Source organism: Methylobacterium oryzisoli, from assembly GCF_046557895.1.
Taxonomy (GTDB): Bacteria; Pseudomonadota; Alphaproteobacteria; order Rhizobiales; family Beijerinckiaceae; genus Methylobacterium; species Methylobacterium oryzisoli.
Genome location: NZ_JBKIBX010000026.1, coordinates 64,552 through 84,301 on the forward strand (window position 1 = coordinate 64,552; position 19,750 = coordinate 84,301).

Annotated in this window: 20 protein-coding genes and 2 pseudogenes; 17 read left to right on the forward strand and 5 right to left on the reverse strand. The window is 71.8% G+C overall.

Annotation, left to right across the window (positions count from 1 at the left end; genetic code table 11):
* Positions 1-28: 28 nt before the first annotated feature.
* A complete protein-coding gene (locus tag ACKUB9_RS22010) occupies positions 29-850 on the reverse strand; it encodes an ABC transporter ATP-binding protein (protein WP_407526527.1) in 822 nt (273 codons plus the stop codon).
* Entirely contained in the window at positions 847-1,614 is a 768-nt protein-coding gene (locus tag ACKUB9_RS22015; protein ID WP_407526685.1) for an ABC transporter permease, read from the reverse strand. Before ACKUB9_RS22015 ends, ACKUB9_RS22010 begins: the two co-directional genes overlap by 4 nt.
* 101 nt (positions 1,615-1,715) lie before the next feature.
* On the opposite strand from ACKUB9_RS22015, the gene ACKUB9_RS22020 reads away from it, so the two are divergent.
* The 3 genes from ACKUB9_RS22020 to ACKUB9_RS22030 are packed head-to-tail and all read left to right on the forward strand — an operon-like array spanning position 1,716 to position 5,166.
* Positions 1,716-2,837 carry a mandelate racemase/muconate lactonizing enzyme family protein gene (locus ACKUB9_RS22020; RefSeq protein ID WP_407526524.1) on the forward strand — a complete coding sequence of 374 codons (1,122 nt, stop codon included), beginning with the start codon at positions 1,716-1,718 and terminating at the stop codon, positions 2,835-2,837.
* Positions 2,834-4,435 (forward strand): GMC family oxidoreductase, encoded by a 1,602-nt coding sequence (locus ACKUB9_RS22025; protein ID WP_407526521.1) that lies wholly within the window; start codon positions 2,834-2,836, stop codon positions 4,433-4,435. The genes ACKUB9_RS22020 and ACKUB9_RS22025 overlap by 4 nt, the downstream gene beginning before the upstream one ends.
* An 8-nt stretch (positions 4,436-4,443) precedes the next feature.
* A complete protein-coding gene (locus tag ACKUB9_RS22030; protein WP_407526518.1) occupies positions 4,444-5,166 on the forward strand; it encodes a GntR family transcriptional regulator in 723 nt (240 codons plus the stop codon).
* 16 nt (positions 5,167-5,182) lie between these two features.
* On the opposite strand, the pseudogene ACKUB9_RS22035 reads toward ACKUB9_RS22030, so the two are convergent.
* Positions 5,183-5,401: pseudogene (locus ACKUB9_RS22035) on the reverse strand (IS3 family transposase); the annotation flags it as partial.
* Between the two features lie 233 nt (positions 5,402-5,634).
* Between ACKUB9_RS22035 and ACKUB9_RS22040 the strand changes: the two are divergent.
* From ACKUB9_RS22040 to ACKUB9_RS22105, 14 genes are all read left to right on the forward strand, one after another.
* Positions 5,635-6,963 carry an ABC transporter substrate-binding protein gene (locus ACKUB9_RS22040; RefSeq protein ID WP_407526514.1) on the forward strand — a complete coding sequence of 443 codons (1,329 nt, stop codon included), beginning with the start codon at positions 5,635-5,637 and terminating at the stop codon, positions 6,961-6,963.
* Positions 6,964-7,081: 118 nt separating this feature from the next.
* Positions 7,082-8,044: a carbohydrate ABC transporter permease gene (locus ACKUB9_RS22045; RefSeq protein ID WP_407526511.1), complete on the forward strand. Its 963-nt coding sequence runs from the start codon at positions 7,082-7,084 to the stop codon at positions 8,042-8,044.
* On the forward strand, positions 8,041-9,000 hold the full coding sequence (locus tag ACKUB9_RS22050) for a carbohydrate ABC transporter permease (RefSeq protein ID WP_407526508.1): 960 nt from the start codon (positions 8,041-8,043) through the stop codon (positions 8,998-9,000). The genes ACKUB9_RS22045 and ACKUB9_RS22050 overlap by 4 nt, the downstream gene beginning before the upstream one ends.
* A complete protein-coding gene (locus tag ACKUB9_RS22055; protein WP_407526506.1) occupies positions 8,997-9,221 on the forward strand; it encodes a hypothetical protein in 225 nt (74 codons plus the stop codon). The genes ACKUB9_RS22050 and ACKUB9_RS22055 overlap by 4 nt, the downstream gene beginning before the upstream one ends.
* A gap of 3 nt (positions 9,222-9,224) precedes the next feature.
* A complete protein-coding gene (locus ACKUB9_RS22060) occupies positions 9,225-10,403 on the forward strand; it encodes an ABC transporter ATP-binding protein (RefSeq protein WP_407526503.1) in 1,179 nt (392 codons plus the stop codon).
* Positions 10,396-11,421 carry an ABC transporter ATP-binding protein gene (locus ACKUB9_RS22065; protein ID WP_407526500.1) on the forward strand — a complete coding sequence of 342 codons (1,026 nt, stop codon included), beginning with the start codon at positions 10,396-10,398 and terminating at the stop codon, positions 11,419-11,421. The genes ACKUB9_RS22060 and ACKUB9_RS22065 overlap by 8 nt, the downstream gene beginning before the upstream one ends.
* A gap of 49 nt (positions 11,422-11,470) precedes the next feature.
* Positions 11,471-12,082, forward strand: coding sequence for a dihydroxyacetone kinase subunit DhaL (gene dhaL, locus ACKUB9_RS22070; protein ID WP_407526497.1), 612 nt, complete (start codon positions 11,471-11,473; stop codon positions 12,080-12,082).
* Positions 12,079-12,471: a dihydroxyacetone kinase phosphoryl donor subunit DhaM gene (dhaM, locus tag ACKUB9_RS22075; RefSeq protein ID WP_407526494.1), complete on the forward strand. Its 393-nt coding sequence runs from the start codon at positions 12,079-12,081 to the stop codon at positions 12,469-12,471. The genes dhaL and dhaM overlap by 4 nt, the downstream gene beginning before the upstream one ends.
* Positions 12,468-12,767, forward strand: a complete 300-nt coding sequence (locus ACKUB9_RS22080) for an HPr family phosphocarrier protein (RefSeq protein WP_407526492.1) — start codon at positions 12,468-12,470, stop codon at positions 12,765-12,767. Before dhaM ends, ACKUB9_RS22080 begins: the two co-directional genes overlap by 4 nt.
* 3 nt (positions 12,768-12,770) lie before the next feature.
* A complete protein-coding gene (locus ACKUB9_RS22085; RefSeq protein ID WP_410825909.1) occupies positions 12,771-14,486 on the forward strand; it encodes a putative PEP-binding protein in 1,716 nt (571 codons plus the stop codon).
* Positions 14,476-14,940 carry a hypothetical protein gene (locus ACKUB9_RS22090; RefSeq protein ID WP_407526486.1) on the forward strand — a complete coding sequence of 155 codons (465 nt, stop codon included), beginning with the start codon at positions 14,476-14,478 and terminating at the stop codon, positions 14,938-14,940. The genes ACKUB9_RS22085 and ACKUB9_RS22090 overlap by 11 nt, the downstream gene beginning before the upstream one ends.
* Before the next feature lie 28 nt (positions 14,941-14,968).
* Positions 14,969-15,958 carry a dihydroxyacetone kinase subunit DhaK gene (dhaK, locus tag ACKUB9_RS22095; protein WP_407526484.1) on the forward strand — a complete coding sequence of 330 codons (990 nt, stop codon included), beginning with the start codon at positions 14,969-14,971 and terminating at the stop codon, positions 15,956-15,958.
* Positions 15,959-16,083: 125 nt separating this feature from the next.
* Positions 16,084-17,724 carry a dihydroxyacetone kinase subunit DhaK gene (locus ACKUB9_RS22100; RefSeq protein WP_407526481.1) on the forward strand — a complete coding sequence of 547 codons (1,641 nt, stop codon included), beginning with the start codon at positions 16,084-16,086 and terminating at the stop codon, positions 17,722-17,724.
* Between the two features lie 189 nt (positions 17,725-17,913).
* A complete protein-coding gene (locus ACKUB9_RS22105) occupies positions 17,914-18,363 on the forward strand; it encodes a methylglyoxal synthase (protein ID WP_407526478.1) in 450 nt (149 codons plus the stop codon).
* A 63-nt stretch (positions 18,364-18,426) separates the two neighbouring features.
* On the opposite strand, the gene ACKUB9_RS22110 is transcribed toward ACKUB9_RS22105, so the two are convergent.
* On the reverse strand, positions 18,427-19,254 hold the full coding sequence (locus ACKUB9_RS22110) for an alpha/beta fold hydrolase (protein ID WP_407526476.1): 828 nt from the start codon (positions 19,252-19,254) through the stop codon (positions 18,427-18,429).
* 271 nt (positions 19,255-19,525) lie between these two features.
* Positions 19,526-19,750, reverse strand: a pseudogene (locus ACKUB9_RS22115) (chloride channel protein); the annotation flags it as partial.

Below are 19,750 nucleotides of genomic sequence, written 5' to 3' on the forward strand. Positions count from 1 at the left end.
AGCGGTGTCCGCTGCGCCGGGAAACGCCTCACTCCGCGAACGAGACCGGCCTCACCTGTCCCTGCTGGGCGCGGTACTCGTCCATCACGAGGTCGCGGATGTGCGACCGCAACTCCCCGAATTCCGGCCGCTCGTGGATCGCCTCGCCGCGCGGGTAGCCGAACGGCACCTCGACGATCTCGCGCACGCGGGCCGGGCGCGCCGTGACGATCACGATGCGGGAGGCGAGGTAGATCGCCTCCTCGACCGAATGGGTGATCAGCATCACGGTCTTGCGCTCGACCGCCAGGATCTCCAGCAGCAGGTTCTGCATGTTGGAACGCGTCTGGGCATCGAGCGCTCCGAACGGCTCGTCCATCAGCAGGAATTGCGGCCGGACCGCGTAGGCGCGGGCCAGCGCGAGGCGCTGGCGCATGCCGCCCGAGAGGTGCTTGGGGTAGGATTGCGCGAAGGCCGCGAGCCCCATCAGGTCGAGGTAGCGCCGGCAGGTCTCGGCCCGCTCCCGCGCGGGAACGCGGTTCGCCTTCAGGGTGAGCCCGAAGGCGATATTCTCCTCCACGGTGAGCCACGGAAAGACCCCGTACTCTTGAAACATCACGCCGCGGTCCGGGCCGGGTCCCGCCACCGGCCGGCCGTCGAGGAGGACGCGGCCGCCGGTCGGCGCCTGGAAGCCGGCCAGCATGTTCATCATCGTGGTCTTGCCGCAGCCCGAGGGGCCGATCACCGCGACGAACTCCCCCTCGCGGATGTCGTAGCTCACGTCGTCCACCACGGGCAGCAGGCCCTTCGGGGTGTCGAAGGCGAGCGAGACGTGGTCGAACCGCACCCGCGGGAGCCCCGGCGCGCTCACGAGCCCGCCCGCTCCTGCCACGCGAGGAAGCGCGCGCTGAGGCGCCGGAGCGCGAGGTCCATCACGAGCGCCACGAGGCCGATGCAGATGATGCCGACGTAGATCACGTCGAGGAGGAAGTAGGTGGAGGCGTTCTGGATCATGGATCCGAGGCCGCGCTGCGCGGCGACGAGTTCGGAGGCGACGAGCGTCGCCCAGGAGACCCCGAGCGCCACGCGCAGGGCCGTGAGGATGTGGGGCACCGTGAGCGGCACGATCACCCGGCCGAAGACCTCGGTCGGGCTCGCCCCGAGCGTGCGGGCGACGCGCACGAAGAGCGGGTTCGTCTGCGACACGCCCTCCATCATCACGATGACGCCGGAGAAGAACGAGGCGTAGATCAGGATGACGATCTTGGCCGCCTCGTCGACCCCGAAATACACGATGACGAGCGGGATCAGGGCGATCGGGGGCAGCGCCCGGAAAAAATTCACGACCGGATCCGCGAAGCTGCGCGCCGCGCGGAACCAGCCGATCAGGAAGCCCACCGGCACCGCGAGGGCGATGCCGACCGCGACGCCGACGAAGACCCGCCGGGTCGAGACCATCACGTCGGTGAGGAGGCCCTGGTTCCACAGGAGATCGGCGAAGCGCGCCGCCACCGCGTGCGGCGCCGGCACCAGGGCCGGATTTCCGAGGCCGCTCAGGCGCACCGCGTACCAGAGCGCGATGATCGCGAGCCAGGGCGACAGCACCAGGAGCGCGCGCTTGAGGCCGTCCTTCATCACGCCCGCGCCCGTCCCCGCCCCTTCCGTTGCCGCAAGTCATATTATAAGCAATACGACCATACAACTGCTCCGCTGACAGCGCCGGTCCCGACACCCTCATGGACGAGCCTCCGATTCGCAGCGTCGAGGCCCGCTGCTACCGCTACCCTCTGGCGACGCCGGTCGTGACCTCGTTCGGCCGCATGCTCGACCGGCCGATGGTCCTCGTGCGGATAGAGGACGAGGCGGGCAGCATCGGCTGGGGCGAGGCGTGGTGCAACTTCCCGTCGGTGGGCGCCGAGCACCGGGCGCGGCTCGTCAACGAAATCCTGGCCCCGATGCTGGTCGGCACCGCGCTCGGGTCCCCGGGCGCGGCCCTGCGGCGGCTCACGGAAGCGACCGCGGTGCTGGCGCTGCAGGCCGGCGAGCCCGGCCCGCTCGCGCAGGCGATCGCCGCCATCGACGTCGCCCACTGGGACCTCGCGGCCCGGCGCGCCGGCACGCCGCTCTGGCGCCTGCTCGGCGGCAGCGACCCGACGATCCGGGTCTATGCGAGCGGCATCAACCCGGGCGGTGCCCGCGCGATGGCCGCCCGGGCGCGGGCCGAGGGGCACCGGGCCTTCAAGCTGAAGGTCGGGTTCGCACCCGAGCGCGACCGGGCCAACCTCGAGAGCTTGCGGGAGGAGGTCGGCGGCCTGATGCTCGCCGCCGACGCCAACCAGGCCTGGAGCGTCGAGACGGCGGCCCGGCGGATCGCCGATCTGGCGCCCTTCGGCCTCGCGTGGCTGGAGGAGCCGGTGCGCGCCGACACGCCCTGGGAGCGCTGGCGCCCCCTCCTCGCCGCGGGCGGTCCGACGCTGGCGGGGGGCGAGAACCTCGCCGGGGAGGCGGCGTTCGAGGCGGCGATCGCGGCGGGCATCCTCGGGGTGATCCAGCCCGACCTCGCCAAGTGGGGCGGGCTGACCCTCTGCGCGCGGGTCGCGGGGGCCGCGCGCGCGGCGGGACGCCGGGTCTGCCCGCACTATCTCGGCGGCGGCATCGGCCTTCTCGCCTCGGCCCATCTCCTGGCGGGCATCGGGGGCGACGGACTCCTGGAGATCGACGTGAACGACAACGGCCTGCGCGACCTCTGCTGCGGCCCCGTCCGGTCGGTCTCGGACGGGACGGTCACGCTCGGCGAGGCGCCGGGCCTCGGCCTCGACCCCGACCTCGGCGCCCTCGACGCGTGGCGCACGCTGTGAGCGGGGGATCGTACGACTATGTCGTCGTCGGCGCGGGGTCGGCGGGCTGCCTCGTGGCGAACCGGCTCTCGGCCGATCCGGCCTGCCGGGTGCTCCTGCTCGAAGCGGGCGGCTCCGACCGGAATTTTTGGCTGCGCCTGCCGGTGGGCTACTACCGCACGATCTACGACACCCGCTTCGCGCGCCTGTTCGAGACGGAGGCCGGCGAGGGCACCGGCGGGCGCCCGATCGTGTGGCCGCGCGGCCGGGTGATCGGCGGCTCGTCCTCGATCAACGGCCTCATCTTCATCCGCGGCCAGCACGAGGATTTCGACGCGTGGGCGCAGCGGGGCGCCGCCGGTTGGAGCTACCCGGAGGTGCTGCCCTTCTTCCGGCGCTACGAGCGCTACCGGGGCGGCGAGAGCCAGTACCACGGCGGCCTCGGGGAGCTGGAGGTCTCGGACCTGCGCAACCACAACCCCGCCTGCGAGGCGTGGCTGCGCGCCGGGGTCGAGTACGGGCTTCCCCTCAACCCCGATTTCAATGCCGAGAGCACCTACGGGGTCGGGCGCTACCAGCTCAGCATCGGGTCGCACTGGCGCTCCAGCGCGGCGGCGGCCTTCCTGCATCCGGTGCGGGGGCGGCCGAATCTCACGGTGGTGCCCCGCGCCCACGCGGCCCGGGTGCTTTTTTCCGGCCGGCGCGCGGTCGGCGTCGCCTACCTGCGCGACGGCCGCACGGAATCCGTGCAGGCGAGCGAGGAGGTGGTGCTGTGCGCGGGCGCGATCCAGTCGCCCCAACTCCTGCAGCTCTCCGGCATCGGGCCCGCCGCGCTGCTGAAGCGCCACGGCATCCCGGTGCTCGTCGACCAGCCCGAGGTCGGCGCCAATCTGCAGGACCATTACCAGGCCCGCGCGATCGTGCGGCTGAACCGGAAGACCTCGCTCAACGACGAGGTCCGCAACCCGTGGACGCTCGCCCGCATGGGCGCGCGCTGGCTGATGGGCGCGGGCGGTCCGCTCACGGTCGGGGCGGGGCAGGTCGGCGGGGCGGCCTGCACCCCGCACTCGGTCGCAGGCCGGCCCGACGTGCAGTTCAACGTGATGCCGCTCTCGGTCGACAAGCCGGGCGAGCCGCTCCACCGCTATTCCGGCTTCACCGCCTCGGTCTGGCAATGCCATCCGCAGTCCCGCGGCCGGGTGGCGATCCGCTCGGCCGACCCCCTCGACCAGCCCCGGATCGAGCCCAATTACTTCGCCGAGCCGATCGACCGGACGACCCTCGTGGCGGGCCTGCGCATCCTGCGGGAGATCTTTCACCAGCCCGCCTTCCGCGATCTCTGGGCCGAGGAGGTGCTGCCCGGCGCGCTCGCCCGCGACGAGGCCGGCCTGTGGGAGTTCGCCCGCAGCACGGGCGGCACGGTCTTTCACGCGGTCGGCACCTGCCGCATGGGGGCTGAGGACGCGGTGCTCGATCCCGCGCTGCGGGTGCGCGGCGTCGAGCGCCTGCGCGTCGTGGACGCCTCGGCGATGCCGGTCATCACCTCGGCCAACACCAACGCCACCGCGCTGATGATCGGCGAGAAGGGCGCCCACCACATCCTCTCCCGCTCACCTTGAACGCTCCGATGCTCTCCTCCGCCGACAGCCGCTCGCCCAAATACGCCCGCATCGCCGACAGCATGCGCCAGCGCATCGCCCGCGGCGCCTGGCCCCGGGGCACGCGTCTGCCGGCGAACGAGGCGCTGGCCGCCGAGTTCGGCGTCTCGCGCGTGACGATCCGGCAGGCGGTGGACATCCTGGTGCGCGAGGGGCTGCTGGAAGCCCGACAGGGCAGCGGCACCTACGTCACCGAGACCCCGGTCCAGGACCGCTGGCTGCGGGTGGAGACCAGCCTCGCGGCGCTGGCGACCATCTACCGGGACACCTCGCCGGAGATCCTGACCATCGCCGAATCGAGCGCCGTCCCGCACCTGACGCCCGCGGACGGCACGCCGGCCGCGCGCTACGTCTACATGCGCCGGGTGCATTCCCGCGGGGGCGAGCCCTACTGCGTCATCGGGATCTACATCGACGAGGCGATCTTCCAGCGCTGCCCCGAGCGCTTCCGGGCCGAGGTGGTGATCCCGCTCCTGGCCGGGCTCGCCCGCCCCCGCATCGCCCGCGCCCGCCAGACCTTCACGATCGGCGTCGCCGACCTCGACGTGGCGCAGCACCTCGGCATCCCGCTCAGCGCCCCCGTCGCCGAGGTGCGCCGCGTCTTCACGGACGAGGACGGCCGGGTGATCTACCTCGGCGAGGTCACCTACCGGGGCGACTTCGTGCGCATCGAGATGGACCTGAAGCCCTGAGCGGTTGCCTCGGACCGATCCGCTCGCGCTCGTCCGTGGGCGGTCCGGCTCGCTGACCCTGGTCCCGCTCGGCTCGGCGAACCCGGTTCCGCAGCATCTCGCCCGAACGGCCGATCTTGGAAGCGATCGAGCAGATCGCCGCGTCGTGCGAGCCGTGCCCGCCCTGGTGGTCGAACACCATCCGGACCGCGCGTTCGCGCACCTCAGGCGAACAGGGTGTGCTTCGCTTCGTCATGGCTCCAGCCTCTCGGGAGGTGGAGCGTCCGGAACGCCAGGCGCGGTTCAGATCGCGCGCCCGGATGCGGCTCACGAGAGCTTGACAGGTTTACTATCGCTGCTATTACTAAACAAATCGCTAAACAGGGCGTGAGTTCCTGCACCGCGATCAGACAGCCGGCATGGTCCCGTCCGCCAGGAGGTCCGGCACGTCGAGGAAACGCAGCATCCGAGCTTCCGAGGAGGGGCACCATGATCTCGTTCAGAAGGCTGGCTCTGGCCGGCACCCTTGCGGCGTGCGCCCTCGTCGGCGCCGGCGAGGCCCGCGCGCAGGGCAAGACGATCACCGTCTGCTGGGCCGCCTGGGATCCGGCGAACGCCCTCGTTGAACTCTCCAAGGACTTCACGGCCAAGACAGGCATCACGATGCGCTTCGAGTTCGTGCCGTGGCCGAACTTCGCGGACCGCATGCTGAACGAGCTCAACTCCAAGGGCCGCCTGTGCGATCTGATGATCGGCGACAGCCAGTGGATCGGCGGCGCGGCCGAGAACGGCCACTACGTGAAGCTCAACGATTTCTTCGACAAGGAAGGGATCAGGATGGCCGACTTCCTCCCCGCGACGGTGGAGGGATACGCGACCTGGCCCAAGGGCTCGCAGGATTACTGGGCGCTGCCCGCGATGGGCGACGCGGTCGGCTGGACGTATCGCAAGGATTGGTTCTCCCGCCCGGAGATCCAGGCCGAGTTCAAGGCCAAGCACGGCCGGGACCTCGCCGCACCCAAGACCTGGACCGAGCTGAAGCAGGTCGCCGAATTTTTCCAAAACCGTGAGATCGACGGTCGGCGTGTCTACGGCGCCTCGATCTACACCGAGCGCGGCTCGGAGGGGATCACCATGGGCGCCACCAACGCGCTCTACGCCTTCGGCTTCCAGTATCAGGACCCGAAGAAGCCCTACGCCATGGAGGGCTTCGTGAACTCCCCCGAGGCCGTGGCGGGGCTCGAGTTCTACAAGTCGCTCTTCCGCTGCTGCACGCCGCCCGGCGCCTCCAACAGCTACATGCAGGAGGGCCTCGACGCGTTCAAGTCGGGCCAGGTGGCGATGCAGATGAACTTCTTCGCCTTCTTCCCGGGTCTGCAGAAGGACCCGAACGTCGGCGGGGACAGGATCGGCTTCTTCGTCAATCCGAGCGAGAAAACCGCCGGGTCGCAGCTTGGCGGCCAGGGCATCTCGGTGGTGAGCTACTCGCGGAACCACGCCGAATCCCTCGCCTACATCAAGTGGTTCGCCGACCCCGCGGTGCAGAAGCGCTGGTGGCAGCTCGGCGGCTATTCCTGCCACAAGGCGGTCCTCGGCGATCCGAACTTCGCCCAGACCGCGCCCTTCGCGGCCGACTTCTTGCGGGCCATGGGTCAGGTGCGCGACTTCTGGCAGGAGCCCTCCTACGCGCAACTCCTCCAGGCGTCCCAGCGCCGCTTCCACGACTTCGTCGTGGCAGACCGCGGGACGGCCAAGCAGACCCTCGACCTGCTGATCCAGGACTGGACCAAGGTCTTCAAGGAAGACGGAAAACTCTGATCAGCCGTACCCCCCGGCATGGCACGGGCCGTCCGTGCCGGGGTCCGGCAGACGCCGCGCGGGGTCCTGCGCGCCCCGCGCGACCCGACCCGCGCGACCCAAGCGGAAGAGGCCGCCCATGAACCGCCTCGAGTCCTTCGCCGGCGTCGGCTCGCGTGCCGCCGCGGCGACCCCGCCAGGCCTGGCCAAGCGCGTGCGCGGCCTGTCCGACACGGCCATCGCCTGGCTCTTCATCACGCCGACGATGCTGCTGCTGCTGGCGATCAACCTCTTCCCGTTGATCTGGACGATCCGGCTCTCCTTCACGAACTACCGCGCCAACCGGCCGAACGCGCCCGTGCGCAGCGTGGGCCTCGACCACTACGTCACGATCCTCAACGATCCCGACGTGTGGGCGCGCATGCAGGCGACCGCGCATTTCGTGTTCTGGACCATCCTGCTCCAGACCGTGATCGGCTTCGCGCTCGCCTACCTGATCGACCGCAAGTTCCGCGGCCACGGCTTCTGGACGACGCTGATCCTGATCCCGATGATGCTGTCGCCGGCCGTGGTCGGCAATTTCTGGACCTTCCTGTACCAGCCTCAGATCGGGCTGTTCAATTACCTCGTCTCGTTCGTGTCCGGTCTCGCGCCGTCCTCGTTCCAGATGCTCGGCGACGTGACCCTGGCGCCCTGGGCCATCATCATCGTCGATACCTGGATGTGGACGCCCTACGTGATGCTGATCTGCCTCGCGGGCCTGCGCTCGATCCCGGACTACATCTACGAAGCGGCAGAGGTCGACCGCGCCTCCAATCGGCGGCAGTTCGTTTCGATCACGCTGCCCATGTGCCTGCCCTTCATCATGCTGGCGGTGCTCTTCCGCGGGATCGAGAACTTCAAGATGTTCGACCTCGTGAACCTGCTCACCGCGGGCGGGCCGGGCTCGGCCACGGAGCTCGCCTCCATCACCCTCAAGCGCGCGGCCTTCGAGGCCTGGCGCACGGGTTATTCCTCCGCCTTCGCGGTCATCATGTTCGTGATGATCTTCGGGCTCGCGAACATCTACGTGAAGGCTCTCAACCAGGTGAAGGCCCGATGAGCGCGACCGCCCATTCCGTCGTCGCGCCTTCGGGCCGCGTGAAGCTGGTCGCGGGCGTCCTCGTCGTCGCCTACGCGCTCATCACCCTCATCCCGCTCGTCTGGATCGGTCTGACGAGCGTGAAGACCCCGACCGACTCGATCTCCTATCCGCCCAAGGTCGTTCCCTTCCTCGACTTCCAGCCGTCGATCGAGGGCTACTGCAACCTCTTCATGACCCGCTCGCGCCAGACGCCCGACTACATCGCCGGCCTCCCGCCCGCGAGCGGAGCCTGCGAGGAGGTCGCGCGCGCGCGCAGCATGGTGGTCGTCGGCGCGTCCAACTACGTGCCGCGCTTCGTCAACTCCCTCATCATCGCCTTCGGCTCGACGGCCCTGTCCGTCGTCCTCGGCACCGCGGCGGCCTACGCCTTCTCGCGCTTCCGCGTGCCCCTCAAGGACGACCTGCTCTTCTTCATCCTCTCGACGCGGATGATGCCTCCCATCGCGGTCGCGATCCCGATCTTCCTGATGTACCGCGAGCTCGGCCTGTCCGACACGCGGCTGGGCATGATCCTTCTCTACACGTCCGTGAACGTCTCGCTCGCCGTGTGGCTCCTCAAGGGCTTCATCGACGAGATCCCCCGCGAGTACGAGGACGCGGCGATGATCGACGGCTACACCCGGCTCCAGGCCTTCCGGAAGGTCGTGCTGCCGCAGGCCACCACGGGCATCGTCGCCACCGCCATCTTCTGCCTGATCTTCGCCTGGAACGAGTACGCCTTCGCGGTGCTCCTCACCTCCGGCGAGGCGCAGACCGCGCCGCCCTTCATCCCGATCATCATCGGCGAGGGCGGCCAGGACTGGCCGGCCGTGGCGGCCGGCACCACGCTCTTCCTTCTCCCGATCCTCGTCTTCACCGTGCTGTTGCGCAGGCACCTGCTGCGCGGCATCACCTTCGGAGCGGTGCGCAAATGACCGCAATCCCTACCCCCGCCCCGACACCCACCCCGGCCCGCCCGGCGCCCCGCGCGCGGTGGCCGCGCCGCGGCCCGATGGAGGCCGTCGCGACGGTCCTCATCGCGGCGGGCGTCCTCATGCTGCTGCAGCCCTTCGTCCTCGTCCTCTACACGTACTCGTTCGTGACGACGCTCGCCGGCGTCGTGATGTTCACGGTCGTGTCCAAGTTCCCGGAGTGAGCCATGGCCGAGATCCGGGTCGAGAACCTCGTCAAGCAGTTCGGATCCTTCGCGGCGGTGCGGGACACGAGCTTCACCGTGCGCGACGGCGACTTCTTCTGCCTGCTCGGGCCGTCGGGCTGCGGCAAGACCACGACGCTGCGCATGGTGGCGGGCCTCGAACTGCCCACCTCCGGCAGCATCCGGCTCGACGGCGAGGACGTCACCTTCAGGCGGGCGCGCGAGCGCGACATCGCGATGGTGTTCCAGCTCTTCGCCCTCTACCCGCACATGAACGTGCGCCGGAACATCGCCTTCCCGCTCCTCTGCGTCGGCATGCCCAGGGCCGAGATCGTGCGGCGGGTCGAGGCGGCGGCGCGGACCCTGCGCATCGCGCACCTGCTCGACAAGCCCGTCTCCGGGCTCTCGGGGGGCGATCGCCAGCGGGTCGCGCTCGGGCGCGCCCTGGTGCGCCAGCCCAAAGCCTTCATGATGGACGAGCCCCTGGGCGCCCTGGACGCCGAGTTCCGCCACATCATGTGCGGCGAGCTGCGCACGCTGCACGAGCGCGTCAGGGCGACGACCGTCTACGTGACCCATGACCAGCTCGAGGCCATGTCCATGGCCGACGTGATCGCGGTCATGAACCGGGGGTGCATCGAGCAGCTCGCCTCGCCGCAGGAGATCTACGACCGACCCGCCTCGATCTTCGTCGGCGAGTTCATCGGCTCGCCCGCCATGAACGTCCTCCGGTTCGAGGGCGCCGTCGCGCCGGGCGCGACGGAGGTCGTCCTCGGCGATGTCCCGGTCGCCGTGCCGGCCTCGCGCGAGGGCCGGCCCGGGGGGCCGCTCGTCCTGGGCGCCCGCCCCGAGCATGTGAGCCTGCGCGGCGAGGGCGGCGTTCGCGGCGCGGTGACCGGCGTCGAGTATCTCGGGACCACGCAGGTCGTCACCGTCGACACGGCCCACGGGCGGGTCAAGGCCCGGCTGCCGGCCACGGACGAGGTCGGGGTCGGCGAGCGCGTCGGGCTCTCCTTCCGGGCGCCCAAGCTGTCCCTGTTCGACGGCACCACGGGGAAGGTCATCCGCTCCGCCCTCCACGACACCCCGACCCAGCGGCCGGCCGCCGCGCGGTCCCACCACGCCCCCGGCCTCGCCCATTCCCCCGGAGCCGCCCATTCCCTCGGAGCTTCCCATGGCTGACGTCGTCCTCGAGAGACTGACGAAGCGCTTCGGCGCCGTGACCGCCCTGGAGGATGTTTCCCTCACGATCGGCGACGGCGAGTTCATCGTGCTGCTCGGGCCCACGGGCGCCGGAAAGACCACCGTCCTGCGCCTGGCCGCCGGCCTCGAGACGCCCGACGAGGGGCGGGTCTTCATCGACCGCGCCGAGGTCACCCGCGCCCTGCCGGCCGCGCGGGACGTGACCTTCGTGTTCCAGCAATATTCGCTCTACCCCCACCTGTCGGTCTACGACAACCTGGCCTTCCCCCTGCGCTCGCCGGTGCGGCGCACGCCCGAACCCGAGATCCGCCGGATCGTCGAGGAGGTCGCGGAGCTCCTGCGCATCTCGGACAAGCTCCGGAACAAGGCCACAGAGCTCTCCGGCGGCCAGATGCAGCGCGTCGCGATCGGCCGCGCCCTCGTGCGCCGGCCGAGCATCGCCCTCATGGACGAGCCGCTCTCCTCGCTGGACGCCAAGCTGCGGGCGGACCTGCGCATCGAACTCAAGCGCATTCAGCAGGATCTCGGGGCGACCCTGCTCTACGTGACCCACGACCAGATCGAGGCGATGACGCTCGCCACGCGCATCGGCGTGCTGCGCGAGGGACGCCTCGTCCAGGTCGGCACCCCGCGGGAGATCTACGAGGACCCGGCCGACGCCTACGTGGCCGGGCGCCTCGGCCACCCCCCGATCAACCTGCTCCCGAGGCGCCTCTTCCCCGACCTGCCGGCCCCGGCCCGCGCCGCGACGGTGGGGGTGCGGACCGAACACCTGGAGATTCTCCCGGTCGCGGGCGCGCCGGGCGCCGGGCCGGCCGGCCGGGTGACCTGGATCGAGCACCTGGGCGACCAGAACCACATCCATGTGGCGGTCGAGGACCGCGCCATCGTGAGCCTCGTCGACCCCGACACCCCGCTCGCCGTCGGCGATACGGTCCGCCTCGCGTTGAAGCGACCGCTCTTCTTCGACGATGCGGGCGCGCGCGTGACGCGCTGAGCGGCGCCCGGGAACGAGATCGACCCGAGATCGACCCACGGATCGACCCATGACCACCCCCCTCCATCACGCCGTCATCGCCGCCATGGCCCGCACCATCGTCGACCATGCGGACGAGCTCACCCTCCTCGACCAGGCGATCGGCGACGGCGACCACGGGCTCAACATGCGTCGCGGCTTCGAGGCGGTGCTCGCCGATCTCGACGGCCTCGCCGCCAAGCCCCTGCCGGACGCGCTCAAGAGCGTCGGCACGACGCTCGTGATGCGGGTCGGCGGCGCCTCCGGACCGCTCTTCGGGACCCTGTTCATGACGCTCGCCAGGGACTTGCCGGCCGAGCCGACCCTCGACGAGGTCGCGTCGGCGCTCGACAAGGCCGTGGCGGCCGTGCAGGCGCGCGGCAAGTCGGAGCCGGGACAGAAGACCATGCTGGACGTGCTGGTGCCGGTGCAGCGGACGCTCGCGGCGGGCGGCGCGGACCTGGCGCGGCGCCTGCCGGCCGCCGCCGAGGAGGCCGCCCGGGCGACCGTGCCGATGCGGGCGATCCGGGGGCGGGCGTCCTTCCTCGGCGCCCGCTCGGTCGGGCACATGGACCCCGGCGCCCGCTCCGCGGCGCTGCTCGTGACGGCGGCCTGCCGCGTCCTGGAGGGAGTCGAGGCATGAGCCGCAATGTCGGGATCGTCATCGTCTCGCACAGCCGGAAGGTCGCCGAGGGCGCGGCCGACATGGTGCGCCAGATGGTGGGGGACAGCGTCCCGCTGGCTTTCGCGGGCGGCAACCCGGACGGCGGGATCGGGACGGATGTCGGGGCGATCATGGCGGCCATCGAGGCGGCCTGGTCCGAGCAGGGCGTCGCGGTGCTCGTCGACCTCGGCGGCGCGGAGACCAACAGCGAGATGGCCATCGAGATGATGCCCGAGGAGCGTCGCGACCGGATCGCGATCTGCAACGCTCCGATCGTCGAGGGCGCCGTGATGGCGGCGGCCGAGGCCTCCGGGGGCTCGGATCTCGCGCACGTCAAGGCAACGGCCGAGGAGCTGATGGCGCCATGAGATCCTCAGGCGAGACCTGCACCAACCTGGCGGCCTCCGTGCTCCTCACGAACGAGGTCGGCCTGCACGCCCGGCCCTCCGTGAAGCTGACGCAGCTGGCCAAGCGCTTCCAGGCCAGCATCCGGGTCGCGACCGCGCCCGAGGGCCCCTGGGTCGACGCCAAGAGCCCGGTCAAGCTCATGCGGGTGAAGGCCGGCAAGGGGGAGACCCTGCATTTCCGGGCGTTCGGCGGCGACGCGAGCGAGGCCCTCGACGAGTTGGTGGGCCTCGTGCGGCGCAAGTTCGACGAGGAGTGAGCCATGGAGCGCGCGGTTGCGGGTCTCGGCGCGGCGGCGGGCGTGGCGGTCGGCCCCGCCTGCCGGATCCATGCCCTGTCCACGATGGAGCGCACGGCCGGGACGCCCGACGGGGAGCGGGCCGCCCTCGCCGGCGCCATCGACGCCGCCATCGCCGAGGTGACGGCGCTCGCCGCCGGGCAGGAGGGGGACGCCGCCGACATCCTCGGCTTCCAAGTCGCGATGCTGGGGGACGACGCGCTCGCCGAGGACGCCTTCGCGGCGATCGCCGGGGGAGCGCCCGCCCATGAGGCGTGGCAGGCGGCGCTCGGCGCCGAGATCGACGGCTATCTCGCGGCCGACGATCCCTCGTTCCGCGCCCGCTCGGCCGATCTGGAGGACATCCGCGACCGCGTGCTCCGTCACCTGCTGGGCGTGCCCGAGGCCGAGCTCGTCCCCGGGGCGGTGCTGGTGGCCCGGGACATCCAGCCCTCCCGGTTCCTCGCCGTCGACTGGTCGCGCGGCGGCGCCGTGGCGCTCGGCGCCGGCAGCCCGTCGAGCCACGTGGCCATGCTGGCCCGGGCGCGTTCCGTCCCGATGGTCGTCGGGCTCGGCGCCCCCTGGGCCGAGCTCGCGGGCCTTCTCGCGGTGGACGGCGATGCCGGGATCGTCGTCGTCGAGCCCTCCCCCGCGACGCTCTCGGAGACCCGGCGGAGGGCGGTGTCGGGGCGGAAGGCCGCCGCCGACGCGCAGCGCGGCCTGCTCGAGCCCGCCGTCACGCGCGACGGCACGCCGATCCAGATTCTCCTCAACGTCGCCGGCCTCGCCGACCTCGCGGGCTTCCCGGCGGCGGCCTGCGACGGCATCGGCCTGACCCGCACCGAGTTCCTTGCCGAGGGCGCCCTCGACGACGAGGAGCGCCAGCTGGCGCTCTACCGCGATCTGGTGCGCTGGGCGGACGGCCGGCCCGTCACGATCCGCACCTTCGACGCGGGCGGCGACAAGCCGGTCCCGGGCTATACGGTCGAGGGCGAGACGAACCCGTTCCTCGGGCTGCGCGGCATCCGCCTGTCCCTGCGCCACCCGNTCCGCACCTTCGACGCGGGCGGCGACAAGCCGGTCCCGGGCTATACGGTCGAGGGCGAGACGAACCCGTTCCTCGGGCTGCGCGGCATCCGCCTGTCCCTGCGCCACCCGGAGCGCTTCGGCATCCAGCTGCGCGCCCTCGCCCGCGCCGCGGCGGACGGGCCTGTCCGGGTCATGCTGCCCATGGTCACCGGGCAGGACGAGATCGACGCCGCCGGGCGCCTTCTCGACCGGGCGCTGGAAAACCTGCGCGCGGCCGGGCTTCCCCATGCGTGTCCGCAGCTCGGCGCGATGGTGGAGGTGCCCGCCTTCGCGCTCGCGGCCGGAGAGGTGCGCGCCGACTTCCTGTCCATCGGCTCGAACGACCTGACGCAATACGCCACGGCCGCCGCGCGGGACGACCCGCGCGTCGCGCGCTATGCCGATCCGCTCCATCCGGGCGTGCTCGCGCTGATCGGTTTCGTCGCGCGTCAGGGCGGCGTCGATGGCCGGCCGGTGAGCCTGTGCGGCGATGCCGGCGCCGATCCGCGCCTGATCCCCGCCCTCCTGCGCACCGGCCTGCGCAGCCTGTCCGTCGCGCCGGGGCTCGTCGCCGCCGCCAAGGCCGCGATCCGGACGGTCGACCTCACCCGGGAGACGGACCTTGACGGCTGATCCCCCCGCCGTGCCGGGCGTGTCCGACGGGCTCTCGCCCCTCGAGCGGTACAAGGCCATCCTGCGCCAGATCGTCGAAACGCGGCCGTCGGGCACGCGCCAGCGCCTTGCCGAGGCCCTCGGCAAGAACCGCAGCTTCATCTCCCAGATCGTCAACCCGGCCTACGCGACGCCGATCCCGGCTCGGCACTTGGAGACGATCTTCCATATCTGCCACGTCACGCCGACCGAGCGCGCGGCCTTCCTGGCCGCCTACCGGACGGCGCATCCCGGCCGGCTCGAGGTGGTCACGGCGCCGCGCGCGACACGGATGATCGCGGTCCCGATGCCCGACCTGGGCGACCCGGTGCTCAACGCCCGCGCGGACGCCCTCGTGCGCGCCCTCGCGCAGGGACTCGGGGGGCTGTTTCCGCCCGAGGGCGAGACTGGCGAAGACCAGGAGGGAGAGCCATGAGCGCCGCCGCGACCCAAGGAGCCCTCTCATGAAGAAGCTGATCAACGGCATCGACATGGTCCTGGGCGAGAGCCTCGGCGGGCTCTCGGTCGCGCACGCCGACATCCTGCACGTCGACGAGGCGTTCCGCTTCGTGCGCCGCCGCGAGATCGTCCCGGGCAAGGTCGCTCTCGTCTCGGGGGGCGGCTCGGGGCACGAGCCGCTTCATGCCGGCTTCGTCGGGCGCGGCATGCTGGACGCAGCCTGCCCCGGCCAGGTCTTCACGTCGCCGACGCCGGACCAGATCGCCGCCGCGGTCGAGGCGGTGGGCGGCGCGGCCGGCACGCTCCTCATCGTGAAGAACTACGAGGGCGACCTCATGAACTTCGAGATGGCGGCCGAGATCGTCGCCGGCCCCGTCACGACGATCATCGTCGACGACGACGTGGCGGTCGAGAGCTCGGCGCACTCGACGGGCCGGCGCGGCGTCGCCGGCACCCTGGTGGTGGAGCGCATCGTCGGCGCCGCCGCCGAGGAGGGGCGCGGCCTCGCCGCCCTCGCGACGCTCGGCCGCTCCATCAACGGGCGCACCCGGTCCATGGGCGTGGCGCTCTCCTCCTGCACCGTGCCCGCGGCCGGGCGCCCGACCTTCACCCTCGCGGCCGACGAGATGGAGATGGGGGTCGGCATCCACGGCGAGCCGGGACGCCGCCGCGTGCCCCTGGCCTCCGCCGACGCCATCGCGGCGGAACTGATGGGCGCGATCCTCGGCGACCTCGCTCCCCCGGCGGGAACGCCCTGCCTCCTGGTCGTGAACGGCTTCGGCGGCACGCCCCTGATGGAGCTCTACGTCATGGCGAATAGCGCCGCGCGGCTCCTGACCGGGCGGGGCCTGCCCGTCGCCCGATGCCTCGTCGGCTCCTTCGTGACGTCCCTGGAGATGGCCGGCGCCTCCCTCACCGTCACGGCGCTCGACGACGAGGCCATGGCCCTGTGGGACGCTCCCGTGCGCACCGCCGCCCTGCGCTGGGGGTGCTGAGCCCTCGTCCCTCGGGGCGCGCGAGCCGCGCCCCCGTTCGCCCGTCGTCCGGCCCCGGGTGACGATGAACCGACCACCCCGCGTGAGGGTGCTCCCGCGCTCACTCCGCTCTTGAGGACATCCCCGTGCGACACTTCATCAATGCCAGCGAAACCATCGTCGCCGACGCCCTGGACGGCATGATCCTGTCCTCGGGCAGCCGCGGCCTCGCGCGGCTCGACGGCTTTCCGGAGATCCGGGTGATCCTGCGCACCGGGCGCGATCCGGCCAAGGTCGCGGTGATCTCGGGCGGCGGCTCCGGCCACGAGCCGGCCCATGCGGGCTTCGTCGGCGAGGGCCTGCTCGACGCGGCCGTGTGCGGCGACATCTTCGCCTCGCCCACCGTCGACGCGGTCCTGGCGGCCATTCTCGCGGTCACCGGCCCGGCCGGCTGCCTGCTGGTCGTCAAGAACTACGGGGGTGATCGCCTGAATTTCGGCCTCGCGGCCGAGAAGGCGCGGGGACTCGGCCGTCGCGTCGAGATGGTGATCGTCTCGGACGACATCGCCATCCCCGACAGCCCGCGCCCGCGCGGCATCGCCGGAACCCTCCTGGTCCACAAGGCGGCCGGGCACGCGGCCGCCGCGGGCCTGTCGCTGGAGGAGGTGCGTCATGCGGCGGACGACATCGCGCAGGCCGTGAAATCCCTCGGGGTCGCGACGACGAGCTGCTCGATTCCCGGACGCACGAGCGAGGAGCGCATCGCCGCCGGCGACGCCGAGCTCGGCCTGGGCATCCATGGCGAGCCCGGCTCCGGGCGCAGCCCCCTGCCGCCCGTGCGCGATCTCGTCGGACGGATGCTCGACCGTTTCGGCCCCGAGATCCGGGAGGCGCCACGCCTCGCGGTGCTCGTCAACAATCTCGGCGGCGTTCCGGCCCTGGAGATGGGCGTGGTGACCCGCGAGATCCTGCACGGGCCGCTCGGGAGCCGCATCGCGCTGATCCTCGGCCCGACGCCGGCCGTGACGGCCCTCGACATGCGCGGCTTCTCGCTCTCGCTCCTGCCCCTCGACGACGCCCGCGCCGCCATGCTGACCGCGCCGGTCGCGGTGCCGGCCTGGCCGACGCCCCAGCGGGTTGCCCGGTCGGCGGCCATCCTGCCGCTGCCGGCCGAACTCGCGCCCGCAGCCGAGGCGCCCTCGCGGAATCCGGCCGTGCGCCGCGCCATCGAGGTCATCTGCGGCACCCTCGTCGAGGCGCAGGCCGATCTCGATGCCCTCGACGCGCAGGTGGGCGACGGCGACACGGGCTCGACCTTCGCGGCCGCGGCCCGGCGCGTAGCCGACGACCTCGACGCGCTTCCCCTCGACGCCCGCGACGCGCTCTGCCGGGCCATTGCCGAGCGCCTGTCCCGGGTCATGGGCGGTTCCAGCGGCGTCCTGATGTCGATCTTCGTCGCCGCCGCCGGCGCGGCCTTCGGCGCGGGGGCGACGCTGCCCGCGGCTTTGCGGGCGGGGCTCGATCGCGTGCAGCACTATGGCGGAGCCCAGGCGGGCGACCGCACCATGGTGGACGCGCTGGAGCCCGCGATCGCGGCCCTGGCCCGCGGCGAGGGCATCGAGGGGGCGGCCGCGGCGGCCCGCGCCGGAGCGCAGGCGACGGCCGCCATGCGGTCGGCCCGCGCCGGGCGAGCGAGCTATCTCGCCGGCACGGAGCTGGCCGGCATCGTCGATCCTGGGGCGGAGGCCGTGGCCCGCGTCTTCGAGGCGCTCGCCCGCGCCTCGTGAGGCCATTCGCACCGAGGAGCGGCCGGCACGGACCCGACGAGCCGATCCACGACCCCGCCTCCCGAGCCGCCCCAGGGGCGACCGGACGGCCGCTCTCCCGACCCGCGCACGATCTCTCCTTCCTCCCGTGCGCGGGCACCTGAGCCGGAGCCCGGCCGGGCTCCGGCTTCCGTCCTCCCGCCGGGCGACATGCCGCCGCCTGCTGTCGACCCGGCCGGCGCCGAGCGGGCGCCTCGGGAGAACGGACGGTCGGACCGTGCGCTCACCCTGGCCCTCGTGGCGCACGACGCCTGCAAGGCGGGTCTCGTCGAGTGTGCTGAGCGGCATCGCGAGGCGCTCGCCGCCTTCACCCTCGTGGCCACCGGCACCACGGGCCTGCGCGTGCTGGAGCGCTGCCCGGAGCTGCGCCTGCGCCGGCTGAAGAGCGGCCCGCTGGGCGGCGATCAGCAGATCGGCGCCATGATCGCGGACGGCACCGCGAACGCGCTCGTCTTCTTCGTCGATCCCCTCTCGGCCATGCCGCACGACGTCGACGTCAAGGCTCTGCTGCGCGTGGCGCTCGTCTACGACATCCCCTGCGCCATGAGCCGCGCCACCGCCGATCTCCTCATGCAGTCCGCATTCTTCGCCCGGCGGTGACTCATGGCGATCCGGCGTCGGGGCTCGGATCACCGCTTCGCGCGTCGCCTTACACCTCGGCATTCACCCCCTGATGAAGGCCAGGAGGTCCGCGTTGATCCGATCGGCATGGGTGGTCGGCATGCCGTGGGGCAGGCCCGGATAGGCCTTCAGGGTGCCGTTGCGCAGCAACTCGGCCGAGAGCGGCCCGGAATTGGCGAAGGGCACGATCTGGTCGTCCTCGCCGTGCATCACCAGGGTCGGCACCGCGATCGCCTTCAGGTCCTTGGTGAAGTCCGTCTCCGAAAAGGCCTTGATGCAGTCGACCTGCGCCTTGATCCCGCCCATCATGCCCTGGCGCCACCAGTTGCGGCGCACGCCCTCGTGCGGTTCGGCGCCCTCCCGGTTGTAGCCGTAGAACGGGATGGTGAGGTCGATGTAGAACTGCGCCCGGTTGGTGGCGGTGTTCCGGCGGATGTCGTCGAAGACCGCGATCGGCGTGCCGCCCGGGTTCTTCTCGCTCCTGACCATCACCGGGGGCACGGCGCCGATCAGCACCGCCTTGGCGACCCGGTCCCGCCCGTGGCGGGCGACGTAGCGCGTCACCTCGCCGCCGCCTGTGGAGTGGCCGACATGGATCGCGTCGCGCAGGTCGAGCGCCTCCGTCAGCGCCGCCACGTCGGCCGCGTAGGTGTCCATCTCGTTGCCGGTCCAGGTCTGGCTCGACCGGCCGTGCCCGCGCCGGTCATGGGCGATCACCCGGTAGCCCTGCTCCAGGAAGAAGAGCATCTGCGCGTCCCAGTCGTCCGCGCTGAGCGGCCAGCCGTGATGGAAGACGATCGGCTGCGCGCCCTTCGGCCCCCAATCCTTGTAGAACAGGGTGACGCCGTCCTTGAGGGTGAACGTGTCCATGCTGGGCGCTCCGTGCTGCCGCCGGGGGGACCGAACCTGATCGTGCGAGGCACGACCGGCAATCTAGGGGTGACGGTGTGCACGGCCAGCGGGTCGGCGGACGGGCCGCGATGCCGGTGGCGAAGGGCTGAGGTCGGGCGAGGGCGCGTCCGTTCCGCGAGGTTAGAGCACCGCCCGATCGCGCTGCGATCGAGCGGTGCTCTAAGTCTTTGATTTACCGCATTTTCTGCGACGAACCGGGATCCACTTCGTCGGAAAATGCTCTAGGCCTTCAGCCGAACACCATCTCCTCATTGCGGCGCTCGAGCTCCTCGCCGTACTTGCGCAGCACGTGCGCCTCCGTGACCGTGCCGAGCACGCGGCGGGTCTCCGGGTCGATCACCGCCAGCACGTCGGTCTCGGCCTCCGCGAAGGCCCGCATCACCTGCCGGATCGGCGTGCCAGGCAGGAGCACCGCGTCGCCGAGCCGGGCCACCGACCCGACCGGCTCGCCCTC

Excerpts from the sequence above, each read along its gene's own strand:
- ACKUB9_RS22015 (WP_407526685.1), bottom strand. The coding sequence starts at position 1,614 with ATGAAGGACGGCCTCAAGCGCGCGCTCCTGGTGCTGTCGCCCTGGCTC.
- ACKUB9_RS22020 (WP_407526524.1), top strand. The coding sequence starts at position 1,716 with ATGGACGAGCCTCCGATTCGCAGCGTCGAGGCCCGCTGCTACCGCTAC.
- ACKUB9_RS22030 (WP_407526518.1), top strand. The coding sequence starts at position 4,444 with ATGCTCTCCTCCGCCGACAGCCGCTCGCCCAAATACGCCCGCATCGCC.
- ACKUB9_RS22040 (WP_407526514.1), top strand. The coding sequence starts at position 5,635 with ATGATCTCGTTCAGAAGGCTGGCTCTGGCCGGCACCCTTGCGGCGTGC.
- ACKUB9_RS22045 (WP_407526511.1), top strand. The coding sequence starts at position 7,082 with ATGAACCGCCTCGAGTCCTTCGCCGGCGTCGGCTCGCGTGCCGCCGCG.
- ACKUB9_RS22050 (WP_407526508.1), top strand. The coding sequence starts at position 8,041 with ATGAGCGCGACCGCCCATTCCGTCGTCGCGCCTTCGGGCCGCGTGAAG.
- ACKUB9_RS22055 (WP_407526506.1), top strand. The coding sequence starts at position 8,997 with ATGACCGCAATCCCTACCCCCGCCCCGACACCCACCCCGGCCCGCCCG.
- ACKUB9_RS22060 (WP_407526503.1), top strand. The coding sequence starts at position 9,225 with ATGGCCGAGATCCGGGTCGAGAACCTCGTCAAGCAGTTCGGATCCTTC.
- ACKUB9_RS22065 (WP_407526500.1), top strand. The coding sequence starts at position 10,396 with ATGGCTGACGTCGTCCTCGAGAGACTGACGAAGCGCTTCGGCGCCGTG.
- dhaL (WP_407526497.1), top strand. The coding sequence starts at position 11,471 with ATGACCACCCCCCTCCATCACGCCGTCATCGCCGCCATGGCCCGCACC.
- dhaM (WP_407526494.1), top strand. The coding sequence starts at position 12,079 with ATGAGCCGCAATGTCGGGATCGTCATCGTCTCGCACAGCCGGAAGGTC.
- ACKUB9_RS22080 (WP_407526492.1), top strand. The coding sequence starts at position 12,468 with ATGAGATCCTCAGGCGAGACCTGCACCAACCTGGCGGCCTCCGTGCTC.
- dhaK (WP_407526484.1), top strand. The coding sequence starts at position 14,969 with ATGAAGAAGCTGATCAACGGCATCGACATGGTCCTGGGCGAGAGCCTC.
- ACKUB9_RS22105 (WP_407526478.1), top strand. The coding sequence starts at position 17,914 with ATGCCGCCGCCTGCTGTCGACCCGGCCGGCGCCGAGCGGGCGCCTCGG.
- ACKUB9_RS22110 (WP_407526476.1), bottom strand. The coding sequence starts at position 19,254 with ATGGACACGTTCACCCTCAAGGACGGCGTCACCCTGTTCTACAAGGAT.